The organism is Nocardioides ginsengisoli (genome assembly GCF_039537225.1).
Lineage (GTDB): Bacteria > Actinomycetota > Actinomycetes > Propionibacteriales > Nocardioidaceae > Nocardioides > Nocardioides ginsengisoli.
On the sequence record NZ_BAABAC010000020.1, the window covers coordinates 102,190 to 116,898 of the forward strand.

Here is a 14,709-nt window from a genome sequence, read left to right on the forward strand (position 1 = left end):
CGACCACCCGCACCACCGACCCGCAGGAGGCCCGCCATGGGCGGCACCGTTGAAGTCACCGGACTCACCAAGAGCTTCGGCTCGCAGAACATCTGGAGCGACGTCACCCTCACCCTGCCGCCCGGCGAGATCACCGCGCTGCTCGGTCCCTCGGGCACCGGCAAGTCGGTCTTCCTCAAGTCGCTGATGGGCCTGCTGCGACCCGAGTCCGGTCGCTGTCTGGTCAACGGCGTCGACATGGTCACGGCCAAGGAGTCGCGCCGCCTCGACCTGCGCACGAAGTTCGGCGTGCTGTTCCAGGACGGCGCGCTCTTCGGGTCGATGAGCGTCTACGACAACGTCGCCTTCCCGTTGCGTGCCCACACCCGCAAGACCGAGGCGCAGGTGCGCGAGATCGCCCTGCAGAAGCTCGACCTGGTCGGCCTGCTCGGCCAGGAGCACAAGCTGCCGGGGGAGATCTCGGGCGGCATGCGCAAGCGGGCGGGTCTCGCCCGGTCGCTGGTCACCGAGCCCGAGATCATCCTGTGCGACGAGCCCGACTCGGGCCTCGACCCGGTGCGGACCGCCAACCTCGCCCAGCTGCTGCTGGACGTCAACGCCCAGACCGACGCCACGATGCTCGTGGTCACCCACAACATCGAGCTGGCGCGCACGCTGCCCGACAACCTCGGGATGCTCTACCGCCGCCGACTGGTGATGTACGGGCCGCGCGAGCAGTTCCTGCTGACCGACCACCCGGTCGTCTCGCAGTTCATGGCCGGCGACCCGACCGGGCCGATCGGCATGAGCGAGGAGACCGACCACAGTCTCGACCCCGCCCTCGACGACACCTACGGCTACGCCACCGACCACGGCCGCCGCACCCTGGTGCGCACCGGCGCCCGCGCGATCGAGGTGCTGCCGCGCCAGCTCATGCCGGTCAGCGGACAGGCGCGCGCAGCCACCGACCGGCATGCGCGCCGGGTGGGCAGCGGCCAGGCGCCGCTCTTCATCGCCGACGACGAGGAGGCCGACCGACCTGCGGCACTGAGGCGTCCCGATCCGCTGGTCCGGGCGCTCGACCGCACCGGTGAGTTCTTCGCGCTCGCCCTCGACACGCTGCGGGCGAGCGTGCGCCGGCCGATCGCCGCGCGCGAGCTGCTCGACCAGCTGTGGTTCGTCACCAGCGTCTCCTGGATCCCCGCGATGCTCATCGCGATCCCGTTCGGCGCGGTGATCGCACTGCAGCTCGGCACGTTGACCGTGCAGGTCGGCGCCCAGTCCTTCACCGGCGCCGCCTCGGTGCTGGCCGTCGTCCAGCAGGCCGCGCCGATCGTGACCACGCTGGTCATCGCCGGCGCCGGCGGCGCGGCCATCTGCGCCGATCTCGGCTCGCGCACCATCCGCGACGAGATCGACGCGATGCGGGTCATCGGCATCGACCCGGTGCAGCGCCTCGTCGTCCCGCGGGTCTGGGCCTGCGTCGTCGCCGCGGTGCTGCTCAACGGCCTGGTCTCGGTGGTCGGGGTCCTGGGCGGCTACTTCTTCAACGTCATCGTGCAGGGCGGCACGCCGGGCGCCTACCTGGCGAGCTTCACCGCGCTCGCCCAGATCTCCGACCTGTGGGTCGGCGAGCTCAAGGCCGTGCTCTTCGGCTTCCTCGCCGGGGCGGTCGCGGCCTACCGCGGCCTGCACACCCGGCCCGGCCCCAAGGGCGTGGGGGAGTCGGTCAACCAGTCGGTGGTCGTGACCTTCCTCCTGCTCTTCTTCGTCAACTTCGTCGTCACCACGCTCTACCTGCAGCTCGTCCCCGGAAAAGGGGCCTGACATGGCGACCCTGACCCCGTCGGCCCGCCGCTCGTGGGCCGACCGCCGCCTCGACCGGCTGGTGCGCTCGGGCCGCGACATCCGGTTCTACGGCACCGTCCTGGCCGGCATCCCGGCGGCGATCCGGCACTACCCCAAGGAGATCTGGCGGGTGCTGTCCGAGGTCAGCTTCGGCACCGGCGCGCTCGCGGTCATCGGCGGCACGGTCGGCGTGATGACCGGCATGTCCCTCTTCGTCGGCACCGTCGTCGGACTGCAGGGTTATGCCGCGCTCGACCAGATCGGCACCGCCACCCTCAACGGCTTCATCTCGGCCTACTTCAACACCCGCGAGATCGCGCCGCTGGTCGCCGCGCTCGCCATGTCCGCGACCGTCGGCGCCGGCTTCACCGCCCAGCTCGGCGCGATGCGGATCAGCGAGGAGGTCGACGCGGTGCGGGTGATCGGCCTCGACGCGGTGCCCTTCCTGGTCTCCACCCGCGTGGTGGCCGGGTTCGTCGCGATCATCCCGCTGTACGTCGTCGGGCTGCTGACCTCCTACCTCGGCAGCCGCCTCGTGACGGTCCAGCTGCGCGGCCAGTCCGCGGGCACCTACGACCACTACTTCCAGCTCTTCCTGCCTCCGGTCGACATCGTGCTGTCCTTCGGCAAGGTGCTGGTCTTCTCGGTCCTCATCATCCTCATCCACTGCCGCCTCGGGTTCTTCGCCCGCGGCGGGCCCGCGGCGGTGGGCGTCGCGGTCGGCCGCTCGGTGCGGCGCACGCTCGTCGTCGTCGCGTTGCTCGACCTCGCGCTGTCGATGGCGATGTGGGGCACCACGACGACGGTGAGGATCGCCGGATGAGCCGCGCACGCGACGCCCTGCTCGGCCTGGGCCACGTCCTGCTCGTGGTGCTGATCGCGGTCGCCACCTGGCTGTTCTACGTCCAGGCGTTCGCCGCCCGCAGCGAGATCCGGCTCGCCACCGGCACGGTCGGCAACGCCCTGCAAAAGGGCTCCGACGTCAAGCTACACGGCGTCCCGGTCGGCACTGTCACCGCCGTCGAGCCCCGCGACGGCGGCGCGACGCTGACCCTGTCGGTGCAGCCCGCCGCGCTGCGCGAGCTGTCCGCCGACACCACCGCGCGGCTGCTGCCCAAGACCCTCTTCGGTGAGCGCTACGTCGCGCTGCTGCCCGACCACGCGACCTCCGCCCGGCTCGAGCCCGGCGCGACCATCCACCAGGACGGCTCCGACGAGGCGGTCGAGCTGGAGCAGGTCCTCGACCAGCTGCTGCCGGTGCTCAAGGCGATCCAGCCCGACCGGCTCTCCGCGATGCTCGGCGAGTTCGCCACGATGCTGCGCGGCAACGGCGGCGCGCTCGGCGACACGATCGCCGCCTGGGGCCGCTACCTGGCCAAGCTCAACCCGCTGACGCCGCAGATGGCCGACGACCTCGCGGCCTTCGGCCGGGTCGCCCAGACCTACACCGACGCGGCGCCCGACCTCGTCGAGGCGCTCGACGCGATGACCACGACGTCGCGCACCCTGGTCGACGAGCGCTCCCAGCTCGCCGACGCCTTCGACACGGTGACCACCGCGGCCGACCGCAGCAACGGGTGGCTCGCGCACAACTCCGACACGATCATCCGGCTCTCGGCCACCAGCCGACGGGCGATGGCGGCGCTCGCGCCGTACGCCAGCGAGTTCCCGTGCACGCTGAAGGCGCTGCGCGACTACATCCCGGTGATGAACAAGACCCTCGGCAAGGGCACCCGCCAGCCCGGCATGCACGTCGTGCTCACCGTCGAGCCGTCCCGCGGCCGCTATGTCGCGGGCCAGGACGACCCGTCCTACAGCGCCGGCGGCGGTCCGCGTTGCCCCTACGAGACCGGCAAGGTGGGCCCGGTCCCGGCGCGAGCGAGCGCCGAGCCGGCGACGATCGGGGCGCCGCCGACCAGCCGGTTCCGGCAGTTCTCCGCGGCCACCGGGCTGGGTGAGGCGAACTCGCCGGCCGAGAACCGGCTGCTCGCCGAGCTGCTGGCGCCGAGCGCCGGGCTCGCCCCGCGCGCCTTCCCGTCCTGGTCGAGCCTGCTGCTCGGCCCGACCCTGCGCGGTGCGGAGGTGCGCGTGCGATGAGGATCTCCCTCGACCAGGCAGCGCGGATCACGCTGCTCAAGATGGTCAGCTTCAGCCTGGTGACGGTGCTGGCCACCGTGGCGCTGGCCGCCACGATCCGCAACGGCACGCCCGGCGACGGGCACACCTATGCGGCGCTGTTCACCGACGCGACCAGCCTCAACCCGGGCGACGACGTCCGGATGGCCGGCGTCAAGGTCGGCACCGTCGAGCGTATCGAGGTGGCCGACGACCGGGTCGCGAAGGTGTGGTTCAACGTCAGCGACAGCGCGCCGCTGACAGACGGGACGACGGTGCTGCTGCGGTTCCGCAATGTCATCGGGCAGCGCTATGTCGCGCTGCAGGCACCGCCGCGGGCAGGTCGGGTGCTGCCGGTCGGCCACACCTTCGACCTCGACCACACCACGCCGGCGCTCGACCTGACCCTGCTCTTCAACGGCTTCCAGCCGCTGTTCCAGTTCCTCGATCCCCACGACGTCAACGAGCTCAGCGGCCAGATCATCTCGGTCTTCCAGGGCGAGGGCGGCACCGTCGACAGCCTGCTGTCGAGCACCGCACGGCTGACCTCGACGCTCGCCGACCGCGACCAGGTGATCGGCGAGATGATCACCAGCCTCAACCAGGTCCTCTCCGTGGTCGGGGAGCGCTCGGGCCAGCTCGACACCACCCTGGTCACGCTGCAGCGCCTGGTCAGCGGACTGGCCCAGGACCGCACCACGATCGGCGACACCATCGCGGGGATGAGCGACCTCTCCGCCAGCGTCGCCTCGCTGCTGCGCCAGGGGCGCGACCCGCTGCGGCGCTCGATCAAGGGTCTCGGCGATCTGTCCCACCACCTGGCGACCGAAGGTCCGGTGCTCGACCGGTTCCTCGCCCGCCTCCCCACGAAGCTGTCCGCCATCGGGCGGACCGCGAGCTACGGCTCGTGGGTCAACTTCTACCTCTGCTCGATCAAGGGCTCGATCCCGCTTCCCGAGGGCTACTACGGGGATCTCGGGGTGCGACCCGTCGCCGGAAGGTGCCGATAGCCATGCGGTTTCCCACAGCGTTCGCCGAGCGCAACAAGGTCGTCATCGCGGTGGTCGGCCTGGCCCTGATGGTGGGCGTCTTCTTCGCCACCTTCTCCGCCGAGGCGCTGCCGGTCATCGGTGGCGGCACGGTGCACCAGGCCTACTTCGCCGAGGCCGGCGGCATCCGCTCCGGCGACGAGGTCCGGGTGGCCGGGGTGAAGGTCGGCAAGGTCACCGCGGTCGAGCTCGAGGGCAAGCGCGTGCTCGTCTCCTTCCGCACCGACGGCGTCGCGCTCGGCACCGAGACGACGGCCGCGGTCAAGGTGAAGACGCTGCTCGGCCAGAAGTTCCTCGCCCTCGACCCCCAGGGCGGGGGAGCGCTCGACGCGCCGATCCCGCTGGCCCGCACCACCACGCCGTACGACGTCACCGCGGCCTTCTCCGACCTGGCGACCACCGTCGGCGAGATCGACACCGACCAGCTCGCCCACAGCCTCGACACCCTGGCCCGGGTCTTCGTCACGACGCCCGCGTCGGTGCGCGGCATGGTCAAGGGACTGACCCGGCTCTCGCGCACCATCTCCCAGCGCGACGGCGAGCTGGGCCGGCTCTTCACCGCGACCAGCAAGGTCACCGACGTCGTGGCCGCGCGCCGCGACGAGATCGGCAAGCTGATCGACGACGGCGACGCGCTGCTCACCGAGCTGGCCGACCGGCGCGCGGCGATCCACCGGATGCTCACCAGCACCGCCGAGCTCGGCCGCCAGGTCCAGGGCCTGGTCGCCGACAACCAGGCGACCCTGCGGCCCGCGCTGCAGCAGCTCGACCGGGTGGCCGGAATCCTGCGACGCAACCAGGACCACCTCGACGCCGCGCTGCAGAAGATCGGTCCCTACTACCGGATGCTGAGCACCGCGATGGGCAACGGCCACTGGGTCGACAGCTATGTCTGCGGCCTGTTCGGCCCCGACGACACGCCGGTGCTCGACAACGACGTCGTGCGCGAGTGCCACCCGGGAGGTGCGCGATGACGTCCTCGACCCCACGGCGGCTGCTGGTCCTCGCCCTGGTGGCGGTGGTGGCCGCCACCGGCCTGGTCGGGGTCCGGATGCTGCGTGCGTCCGGCCTCGAGATCCACGCCGAGTTCGCCTCCAGCGTCGGCCTCTATCCCGGCTCGGACGTGGAGATCCTCGGCGTCCCGGTCGGCCGCGTCACCCGGGTCGAGCCCGGGCCCGAGCACGTCCTGGTCACCATGCGTCTCGACCGCGGCCGTCGGGTGGGCGCCGACACCAAGGCCGTCGTGGTCGCGCCGACGCTGGTCAGCGACCGCTACGTCCAGCTCACCGAGCCCTACGACGGCGGCCGTGCGCTGGCCGACGGCGCGACCATCACCCAGACCGCGGTGCCGGTCGAGATCGACCAGCTCTACCAGAGCATGGTCGACCTCAGCACCGAGCTCGGGCCGCGGGGCGCCAACAAGGACGGCGCGCTGACCCGCTTCCTGCAGGCGGTCGCGGCCAACCTGAAGGGCCAGGGTGGCGACATCAACACGATGCTGCGCGAGTTCGGCAAGGCATCGGCCACGCTCTCCGGTGTCGACGACCCCTTCTTCGCCACGATCGACCACCTCGAGGCGCTCAACGCCACGCTGCTCGACCACGACAGCGGAGTGGCCGACGCCAACCGTCAGTTCGCCACGGTGGCCGCCTCCCTGGCCGCCGACCGCGACGACCTGAGTCGTGCCGTCGACAACCTCGGCCGGGCGCTGGCCGGCCTGCACGACTTCGTCCGCGACAGCCGGGCCCAGCTGCGGCGCAGCGTGCAGCGACTGCAGGGGCCGACCCAGCTCCTGGTCAAGCACCGGCGCTCGCTGGAGGAGGCGGTCGCCGACATCCCGCTGGCCCTGCAGAACTTCCTGCGTGCCTACGACCCGGGCTCCAACACCGTCCAGGGCCGCGGCGACCTCAACGAGCTGACCGCCTGGAGCCGTGACGGCCTGAGCGGGCGGACGTCCGAGCACGCGCCGCCGGTGCTGGTCCCGGGCACGGGAGGTGCCCGATGATGCAGCCGATCCGGCTGGTCGCCCTGCTCGCGACCGTCGTCCTCCTCGCCGGCTGCGGCGTGCTCGGCGGCGGGGTCTACAACGCGCCGCTGCCGGGCGGCGCCGACGTCGGCAGCGACCCGATCACGGTGACCGCCGACTTCGACGACGCGCTCGACCTGGTGCCGCAGAGCAGCGTCAAGGTCGACGACGTCGCGGTCGGCCGGGTCCGGCGGATCACGCTGAGCAAGGACGGCCGCTCGGCCGAGGTCGAGCTCGTCGTGCGCCGGGGCGTGGCCCTGCCCGAGGGCACGGTGGCCCGCATCCAGCAGACCTCGCTGCTCGGCGAGAAGTACGTCGCCCTGGTGCGCCCACCGCATGCGGCCGGCGCGACCACGACCGCGCTGCTCGCCGGCGGCGCCCACCTCGGCAAGGACCACACCGACGCGGCCGCCGAGGTCGAGGAGGTGCTCGGCGCGCTGTCGCTGGTGCTCAACGGCGGCGGCATCGGGCAGTTCCAGGAGATCTCGCGCGAGCTGCAGCAGGTGGGCCACGGCCGCACCGCCGAGATGCGGCAGTTCCTGGAGCAGACCCAGCGGTTCGTCTCGGTCCTCGACCGCCGGAGCTCGGCGATCACCACTGCCCTCGACGGCCTGGCCCGGCTGGGGCGGACGCTCGACGGCGACCGCGCGCGGATCGCCCACACGCTCGAGGGCCTCGCACCCGGGATGAAGGTGCTGGCCGAGCAGCGCCCGCAGCTGGTCCGGATGCTCCGCTCGCTCGACCGGCTCTCGAGAGTCACGTTGACGACCCTCCACGCGTCGCAGGACGACATGGTCGCGGACTTCAAGCTCCTCGCGCCCATCCTCCAGCAGCTCGCGAAGGCAGGCTCCGACTTGCCCTACGCGCTGGAGATCCTGCTGACCTACCCGTTCCCGGACGCGGTCCTGGGAGCGATCAAGGGCGACTATCTCAACGTCTTCATGACCACCAATTTCCGCACGCTGCCTGCAGGCTGCGCGGAGATGGGGTGCACGTGGCCCCAGGTGGGGAGAGGGTCGGCGGCGCGCAGGGGGTCTCCCCTCCCTCCCCTGGGGACCGCCCCGGTGCAGCCGCCGACCCTGCTTCCTCCGACCGACGCGCCGAGCCCGCCGCCGTCGTCCCCGCAGACCCCGTCCACTCCGGGAGGCATGTGATGCAGCAGCTCACCCGCGGCATCCGGGTCAAGCTCGGCCTCTTCGTCGCGCTCGCCCTGCTCGGCACCACCTATGTCGGCGCCCGGTACGTCGGCCTCGACCCGTTCGCGTCCTCCTACCGGGTGCGGGTCGACCTGCCCGATGCGGGCGGGCTGTTCGTCAACTCGGAGGTGACCTATCGCGGCGTCCCGGTCGGCACGGTGAGCGCGCTGCGGGCCAGCGAGACCGGCGTCCGCGCCACGCTGACCATCGACGGCGCGGCGCCGCCGATCCCGGCCGGCGTCCGGGTGCGGGTGCAGGACCGCTCGACGATCGGCGAGCAGTACCTCGAGCTCACGCCGTCCGCCGGCGCGACGAAGGGCCGGCTCCGGGCCGGCGACCGGCTCACCGGCGGGGCCGATGCGCTGCCGGTGTCGACCGCCGAGGTCCTGCGCAGCAGTCGTGACTTCGCGGCGTCGATCCCCTCGGCGGCGCTGAACACGACCATCGACGAGACCTACCGGCTCTCCGCGGGCGCGGCCGACGACTTCCGGCGGCTGATCCAGACCTCGTGGGAGTTCGAGCAGGCCGCCGACCGCAACTTCCGGGTCAGCTCCAGCCTGATCCGCAACGCCGATCGGGTGCTGCGCACGCAGGAGATGTCAGGAACGAGCATCCGCGCGTTCAGCAAGGACATGGCCCTGTTCTCCCGCACGCTCGCCGACTCCGACGGCGACCTGCGCCGGCTGATCACCACCACGCCGGCGTCCGCGCGTGAGCTGGGCCTGCTGATCCACGACGTCGGCGCGCCCCTGGGTGTCGTGATGAGCCACCTGGTCTCGACGTCGATGATCTTCGGCGCCCACGCCGCCGGCGTCCAGGACGCGATGGTCCACCTGCCGGAGGCGGTCAGCGTCGGCTGGTCGATCGCCAGCGCCCGCGGCCTGCGCCTCGGCCTGGTGCCGACCTTCTTCAACCCGTGGCCGTGCGTGCAGGGCTACGGCGGCACGCGGCTGCACCGCGGCACCGACCCGACCGTGACGCCCCTCAACACGGCCGCGGGCTGCACCGCGCCGCTGTCGACGGGCATCAACGTGCGCGGTCCGCAGCACCTTCCGGGAGGCCGCTGATGCTCGCGCGGCGGCCGCAACCAAAGACGACCGAGAGAACCGGCCATGGGGGACGGGGCTCTCGGTGGCGCCTGCAGCTAGGGATCGCGACCCTTGCAGGTTGCCTCGTGGTGGCGGGCCTGGTGGCATGGCACCGGGCTCGCCATCACGACGACGCGATGGCTGAGCGCGCCGTGCTCCGCGACCGCGTCCTGATCGCGGCCAGGCACGGCATCGAGACGATGAACACGCTCGACTACCGCGACCTCGACGGAGGCCTGGCCGCCTGGGCGGACGTGACCACCGGCACGCTGCACGACCAGCTGGTCTCGACCAGCAAGCCCGATCGGGCCCTGCTGGCCGACCAGCACGCGAGCTCGGTCGGCACGGTGCTCGACGCCGGCGTCGTCGACCTCGACCACGACTCGGCCTCGGTGATCGCCGCCGTCGAGGTCACCGTGACTCCGGCCGACGAGCCGGGCGACGAGCCCGGCGACAAGGCGGCAGCGAAGCCGACGGTCAAGCGCAACCGGTTCGCCGCCGATCTGGTCAAGGTCGGCGGCAGGTGGCTCCTGGAGAGCCTGCAGCAGGTGTCGGTGGCGACCGGCGGCGGTACGCCGTGACGACGACCGCGGCTGCCCGCCTGGTCCGCGCCGTCGTCCCGCTGCTGCTCGCGGCGCTGGTCCTCGCGGGGCTGGTCCTGCTCGGGAAGGCCCGTCAGGAGGGCAGAGCCGACCACGTCGCCAACCACGCGGTGGTCGACCCGTCGGCGACCGCACAGGTGCAGACGGCGGTGTCGAAGGCGCTGACCCAGGTGTTCAGCTACGACACCAGCGATGCGGCGCCGACCCAGCAGGCGGCCGACCTGCTGCTGGTCGGGCAGGCCCGCCGCGACTACGACCTGCTGTTCGCGGCGCTGCGCAAGCAGGCGGCCGGTCAGCAGATCACGCAGACGGCGACGGTCCAGGCGGCGGCCGTGACCGCGCTGCGGGGTGATCGCGCGACGCTGCTGGTCTTTCTCGACCAGGCAGCCCAGCGGGCGAGCGATCACCAGGCCCAGTACGCAGCCGCGCAGCTGCGGGTCGAGGCGCGGCGGACGAAGGGGGTGTGGATGATCAGCGCGATCACGACCCTCTGAGGCGGCTCCGACACCGGGCTCTTCCTAGACTCCCCGCATGGCGACACAGGGGACGATGGGGCAGCGACTGTTCGCACGCTGGTATCCGGGGTTGATGCAGCGCTCGGAGGACGCGGGTCAGGCCGCGATCCGGGCCCGGCATCTGGCCCGGGCGAGCGGGCGGGTGCTCGACCTCGGCACCGGCAACGGCTTCTCGGTGCCGCACTACACGAGCGCGGTCACCGAGCTGGTGATGGTCGAGCCGAATCCAGGACTGCGCGCGCAGCTGCAGCGCCGGACGGCCGACATCCGGGCCCGGGCCTGGCAGATCGTCGACGGCGACGCCTACGCGCTGCCGTTCGACGACGACTCCTTCGACACGGTCGCCGCGTCGCTGGTGTTCTGCTCGCTCGACCGGCCGGCCGAGGCGCTCGCCGAGCTGGCGCGGGTGGTCAAGCCCGGCGGGACCTTGCTGTTCCACGAGCACGTCCGGGGCACCGGCGTACGGCGGGTGGTGCAGGAGGTCGCGGCGCCGCTGCAGCGGCGGCTCGCCGACGGGTGCCGGCCCAACCGCGACTTCGTCGGCCTGCTCCGGCGCTCGCCGTTCGAGGTGAGCGAGGTCGAGGAGCTCCGGATGCCCGGTGGCGCGGCGACCGTCGTCCCGATGGTGGTCGGCGTCGCGGTGCGCGGACTCAGATGATCCCGGCCGCCTCGGCGACCTCGCGGTAGGCCGCGGCGAGCGAGGCGACGGTCTCGTGCGCATTGAGGCCGCTCGGGTTGGGCACCACCCACAGCTCGGCGCCGGCGAGGTCCTCGGGCTGGCGACCGGGGACGGCCTTGGGGCGTCCGAAGGCGGTCCGGTACGCCGTGATCCCGGCGATCGCGACGACTTTCGGCTGCTCGCGCGCGACCAGCTCGGTGAGCTGGACGCCGCCGGCCCGCAGCTCGTCGTTGCTCAGCTCGGAGGCCTTCGCGGTCGCGCGGTGCACGACATTGCTGATGCCGATGCCGCGGCGACGCATCATGGCCCGATCGGCCTCGCTCATCCCGTTGGCCGGATCGACCGGCTCGGTGATGACGCCGCCGAGCAGCAGCGCGGGGTAGAAGCGGTTGCCCGGGTGGGCGAAGTGGGTCTGCGTGGCCGCGGTCCACAGGCCGGGGTTGATGCCGACGAAGAGCAGACGCAGCTGCTCGTTCGGCGCGGTCGGCAGCAGGTCGGGGACGACGGCGTCGCGGAACGACTCCAGCTCAGCCCGGGAGAAGGTACGGCGGGACACCCGCTGAGCCTGTCACGATGAGCGCGTGGGCGCCGAGCCGGGACCGTGGAACATCTTCGCCGAGGGCGACAACCTCGACGTGCTCGCGGCCGTGCTCGACGGCAGGCCCGAGAGCGTGCCGAGCGAGTACGACCTGATCTATCTCGATCCGCCCTACAACACCGGCAACGACTTCGCCTACCACGACGACTTCAAGGGTGCCCGCGGCGCGGGCGTGGCCGGGCGACACGCCTCGTGGGTGGCCTACCTGCGGCCGCGTCTCGAGGCGGGGCGGCGGGTCCTGGCCGAGACCGGCGCGATCTTCGTGAGCATCGACGACCACGAGGTGGCCTACCTGCGGCTGCTCCTCGACGAGGTCTACGGCGAGGCGAACTTCCTCGCGCAGGTCGTGGTCAACCTCAACCCGAAGGGACGCCAACTGGGGCGGGGCTTCGCGACCTCGCACGAGTACCTCCTGGTCTACGCGAAGGACGCGAGCCGGTGCGTGCTCGACGCGTCGTCGGCGCACACCGTGGTGGAGTCGGACTTCCCGCTGGAGGCCGAGGACGGGCGGCGCTACCGGCGGCTGCCGCTGCGCAACACCAACAAGCGGTTCAACCCGCTGTCCGCGCCGACACTGCACTTCCCGGTCTGGGGCGAGCCGGAGAGCGGGCGGGTGGCGACGGCGCCGTTCGAGGGGGCGGTGGAGATCAAGCCGGTGTTCGGTGACGGGACGCCGGCCGTCTGGCGCTGGTCGCGGCCGCGGATCGACGAGCGGCCCGACGACCTCGAGTGCCGGTGGGTGCGGGGCACGCGGGGTGAGCGGATCGACGTCTATCAGCGCGACTGGCGCCATCCGGTCGGCGGTCGCCGCAAGAAGCTGCAGACGATCTGGCTGGCCGAGGAGATCGGCTCGACCGACAGCGCGGTCGCCGAGCTGAAGGAGCTGGTGGGGCACGTCTTCGAGTCCCCGAAGCCGACCGGCCTGCTGCGCCGGATCGTCGAGACCATGCCCGACGACGCGCGGGTCCTCGACTACTTCGCCGGCAGCGGGACGACGGGCCACGCGGTGGCGCTGGCGAATGCGGCGGACGGCGGCAGCCGGGTCTGCCTCTCGATCAACTCCGCCGAGCCGACGCGGGTCGGCTCGAACGCCGAGCGGGCGGGCTATCCGACCGTCTCGGCGGTGACCCGGGCCCGGCTGCGGGCCGTCGCCGCGCGGGTCGGCGGCGGCTACGCCGAGCTCAGCTGACGCCGGCGGCCTTCTCCAGCGCGGCGAGCTCGTCGTCGAGGAAGGTGAGCAGTCGCTGCAGGTGCGGCACGGTACGTCGGCAGCCGGTGAGGCCGAAGCCCATGTTGCCGGCGTACGACGTGCACGTGATGTTGAGCGCCATGCCGTTGATCGGGATCGAGACCGGGTAGTTGCCGACCAGCTGCGCGCCGTTCCAGTAGTGCGGCACCCGCGGCCCGGGGACGTTGCTGATGATCAGGTTGTACGGCGGGCGCACGATGCCCTGCATCCTCAGCATCGGGACGACGATCGAGGGTGCCATCCCGATCGCGCTCATGGCGACGATCTGGGTGGGCGTCATCGACGAGAGCGCCTCCTTGCCGTCCTTCATCGACTGGCTGATCGTGCTGAGCCGGTCGGCGGGGTCGGACCGGTCGGTGGCGAGGCGGACCATGACCGAGCCGATGGCGTTGCCGCCCTCGGCGGACGCCGTCCCGGCCTGCTTGGCCTTGAGCCCGACGGGGACCATCGACACCATCGACTGGTCCGGCAGCGCGTCGAGCTCGCTGAGATAGGTCCGCATCGCTCCGCTGCACATGGCGAGGACGACGTCGTTGATGGTGGTGCCGGTGGCCTTGCCGACGCCGCGGATCCGCTCGATCGGCCAGTCCTGCGCGGCGAACCGGCGGGCGCCGGTGATCGACTGGTTGAAGATGGTCCGCGGGGCCGCGAGCGAGACCGCGGAGGTCTCGTTGCGGATGCCCTTGCGCAGCGTCCGCACCAGCGCGAGCGGCATGCCGGCGGCGTCGGCGCTCACGCTCAGGGCGGTGCGGACGACCTCGCCGGGCAGGTCGGCGAGGGTGCGCGCGGCGCTGGTCGCGGCGTCGACGGCGGCCGACGAGCGCCCGTCGGCGTCCGGCACCGGACGGCGGCGACCGGCCGCGCCCTCGGCGAAGGGCGCCGGCATGTGGCGGCGATCGGGGTCGGCGGAGAGCGTGCTGGCCATCAGCCGCATCGCGGAGATGCCGTCGACGAGGGCGTGGTGGAGCTTGGTGTACATCGCGACCCGACCGTCGGCGAGCCCCTCGATGACGTGGGTCTCCCACAGCGGCCGCTCCCACGCGAGGCGGGTGGAGTGCAGCCGGCCGACCAGCTCGAGCAGCTCGCGGACCCGGCCGGGCTGGGGGAGCGCGCTGTGCCGGACGTGGTGCTCGATGTCGAACTGCTCGTCGTCGCGCCACACCAGCGTCCCGCCGGTCCTTACCGAGCGGTAGGGGTGCTTGAGGAAGAGGGGCGCGATGGTCTCGGTGTCGCGCATCGACTCGAACATCTCCCGGACGTAGTCCGGGCCCGCGTCCGCCGGTGGCTCGAACAGCTGCAGGCCGCCGACGTGCATCGGCATGTTGCGGTTCTCTGCGAGCAGGAAGGCGGTGGCGGTCGGGTCGATCGGACGGAAGCCGGGCACGGAGACCACGAGGTCCCCCTTTCGTGCGGGGAGCGGTGGCCGCAGACGCGGCGCGCAGTGCGGCGATCCTGCCGCGTCGGGCGGTCGGCCACAAGCACATCGGCCGGACCGGGGTATGTTCGCTGGGCCTCACGAAAGGACTCGGCCTTGAGCGACTACGGCACCCCGCCCGGGTGGTATCCCGACGGCGGCGGTTGGGAGCGCCGCTGGGACGGCGCCGCGTGGACCGACGACCGGCGCAGGATGGCGCCGAAGCCGGAGCCCACGCAGGTGCGCCCGCCGACGCCGCCGACCGAGCACGTGCCGTCCGTGCCACCGCCCGCCCCGCCGCCCGCCCCGCCGCCCGCCCCGCCGTCCTCGCCACCGCCCGCCCCGCCGCCC

Annotated in this window: 15 protein-coding genes; 12 read left to right on the forward strand and 3 right to left on the reverse strand. The window is 72.4% G+C overall.

What is annotated here, in order from left to right:
- Nucleotides 1-36 precede the first annotated feature (36 nt).
- From AB4880_RS26100 to AB4880_RS10950, 11 genes are all read left to right on the forward strand, one after another.
- On the forward strand, nucleotides 37-1,806 hold the full coding sequence (locus AB4880_RS26100) for an ABC transporter permease (protein ID WP_437440501.1): 1,770 nt from the start codon (nucleotides 37-39) through the stop codon (nucleotides 1,804-1,806).
- Between the two features lies 1 nt (nucleotide 1,807).
- A complete protein-coding gene (locus AB4880_RS10905; RefSeq protein ID WP_367919253.1) occupies nucleotides 1,808-2,650 on the forward strand; it encodes an MlaE family ABC transporter permease in 843 nt (280 codons plus the stop codon).
- Nucleotides 2,647-3,924, forward strand: coding sequence for an MCE family protein (locus AB4880_RS10910; protein WP_367919254.1), 1,278 nt, complete (start codon nucleotides 2,647-2,649; stop codon nucleotides 3,922-3,924). Before AB4880_RS10905 ends, AB4880_RS10910 begins: the two co-directional genes overlap by 4 nt.
- On the forward strand, nucleotides 3,921-4,952 hold the full coding sequence (locus tag AB4880_RS10915) for an MCE family protein (RefSeq protein ID WP_367919255.1): 1,032 nt from the start codon (nucleotides 3,921-3,923) through the stop codon (nucleotides 4,950-4,952). The genes AB4880_RS10910 and AB4880_RS10915 overlap by 4 nt, the downstream gene beginning before the upstream one ends.
- Nucleotides 4,953-4,954: 2 nt before the next feature.
- Nucleotides 4,955-5,965, forward strand: a complete 1,011-nt coding sequence (locus tag AB4880_RS10920; protein WP_367919256.1) for an MCE family protein — start codon at nucleotides 4,955-4,957, stop codon at nucleotides 5,963-5,965.
- A complete protein-coding gene (locus tag AB4880_RS10925; RefSeq protein WP_367919257.1) occupies nucleotides 5,962-6,996 on the forward strand; it encodes an MCE family protein in 1,035 nt (344 codons plus the stop codon). Before AB4880_RS10920 ends, AB4880_RS10925 begins: the two co-directional genes overlap by 4 nt.
- A complete protein-coding gene (locus tag AB4880_RS10930) occupies nucleotides 6,993-8,171 on the forward strand; it encodes an MCE family protein (protein WP_367919258.1) in 1,179 nt (392 codons plus the stop codon). Before AB4880_RS10925 ends, AB4880_RS10930 begins: the two co-directional genes overlap by 4 nt.
- Nucleotides 8,171-9,280, forward strand: a complete 1,110-nt coding sequence (locus AB4880_RS10935; RefSeq protein ID WP_367919259.1) for an MlaD family protein — start codon at nucleotides 8,171-8,173, stop codon at nucleotides 9,278-9,280. The genes AB4880_RS10930 and AB4880_RS10935 overlap by 1 nt, the downstream gene beginning before the upstream one ends.
- A 158-nt stretch (nucleotides 9,281-9,438) precedes the next feature.
- Complete coding sequence (locus tag AB4880_RS10940) at nucleotides 9,439-9,882, forward strand: hypothetical protein (RefSeq protein ID WP_367919260.1); 444 nt, start codon at nucleotides 9,439-9,441, stop codon at nucleotides 9,880-9,882.
- A complete protein-coding gene (locus AB4880_RS10945; protein ID WP_367919261.1) occupies nucleotides 9,879-10,397 on the forward strand; it encodes a hypothetical protein in 519 nt (172 codons plus the stop codon). The genes AB4880_RS10940 and AB4880_RS10945 overlap by 4 nt, the downstream gene beginning before the upstream one ends.
- Before the next feature lie 37 nt (nucleotides 10,398-10,434).
- Nucleotides 10,435-11,076, forward strand: a complete 642-nt coding sequence (locus AB4880_RS10950; RefSeq protein ID WP_367919262.1) for a class I SAM-dependent methyltransferase — start codon at nucleotides 10,435-10,437, stop codon at nucleotides 11,074-11,076.
- Here AB4880_RS10950 and AB4880_RS10955 read toward each other — a convergent pair.
- Entirely contained in the window at nucleotides 11,069-11,653 is a 585-nt protein-coding gene (locus AB4880_RS10955) for a mismatch-specific DNA-glycosylase (RefSeq protein ID WP_367919263.1), read from the reverse strand. The two genes, AB4880_RS10950 and AB4880_RS10955, sit on opposite strands and share 8 nt — an antisense overlap.
- A gap of 25 nt (nucleotides 11,654-11,678) precedes the next feature.
- On the opposite strand from AB4880_RS10955, the gene AB4880_RS10960 reads away from it, so the two are divergent.
- Nucleotides 11,679-12,884: a site-specific DNA-methyltransferase gene (locus AB4880_RS10960; RefSeq protein ID WP_367919264.1), complete on the forward strand. Its 1,206-nt coding sequence runs from the start codon at nucleotides 11,679-11,681 to the stop codon at nucleotides 12,882-12,884.
- On the opposite strand, the gene AB4880_RS10965 is transcribed toward AB4880_RS10960, so the two are convergent.
- A complete protein-coding gene (locus AB4880_RS10965) occupies nucleotides 12,877-14,337 on the reverse strand; it encodes a WS/DGAT/MGAT family O-acyltransferase (protein ID WP_367919265.1) in 1,461 nt (486 codons plus the stop codon). The genes AB4880_RS10960 and AB4880_RS10965 overlap by 8 nt on opposite strands.
- Before the next feature lie 146 nt (nucleotides 14,338-14,483).
- Nucleotides 14,484-14,709: hypothetical protein (locus tag AB4880_RS10970; RefSeq protein WP_367919266.1), on the reverse strand; the 226-nt coding region annotated here is incomplete at its 5' end.

Excerpts from the sequence above, each read along its gene's own strand:
- AB4880_RS26100 (WP_437440501.1), top strand. The coding sequence starts at position 37 with ATGGGCGGCACCGTTGAAGTCACCGGACTCACCAAGAGCTTCGGCTCG.
- AB4880_RS10905 (WP_367919253.1), top strand. The coding sequence starts at position 1,808 with ATGGCGACCCTGACCCCGTCGGCCCGCCGCTCGTGGGCCGACCGCCGC.
- AB4880_RS10910 (WP_367919254.1), top strand. The coding sequence starts at position 2,647 with ATGAGCCGCGCACGCGACGCCCTGCTCGGCCTGGGCCACGTCCTGCTC.
- AB4880_RS10915 (WP_367919255.1), top strand. The coding sequence starts at position 3,921 with ATGAGGATCTCCCTCGACCAGGCAGCGCGGATCACGCTGCTCAAGATG.
- AB4880_RS10920 (WP_367919256.1), top strand. The coding sequence starts at position 4,955 with ATGCGGTTTCCCACAGCGTTCGCCGAGCGCAACAAGGTCGTCATCGCG.
- AB4880_RS10925 (WP_367919257.1), top strand. The coding sequence starts at position 5,962 with ATGACGTCCTCGACCCCACGGCGGCTGCTGGTCCTCGCCCTGGTGGCG.
- AB4880_RS10930 (WP_367919258.1), top strand. The coding sequence starts at position 6,993 with ATGATGCAGCCGATCCGGCTGGTCGCCCTGCTCGCGACCGTCGTCCTC.
- AB4880_RS10935 (WP_367919259.1), top strand. The coding sequence starts at position 8,171 with ATGCAGCAGCTCACCCGCGGCATCCGGGTCAAGCTCGGCCTCTTCGTC.
- AB4880_RS10940 (WP_367919260.1), top strand. The coding sequence starts at position 9,439 with ATGGCTGAGCGCGCCGTGCTCCGCGACCGCGTCCTGATCGCGGCCAGG.
- AB4880_RS10950 (WP_367919262.1), top strand. The coding sequence starts at position 10,435 with ATGGCGACACAGGGGACGATGGGGCAGCGACTGTTCGCACGCTGGTAT.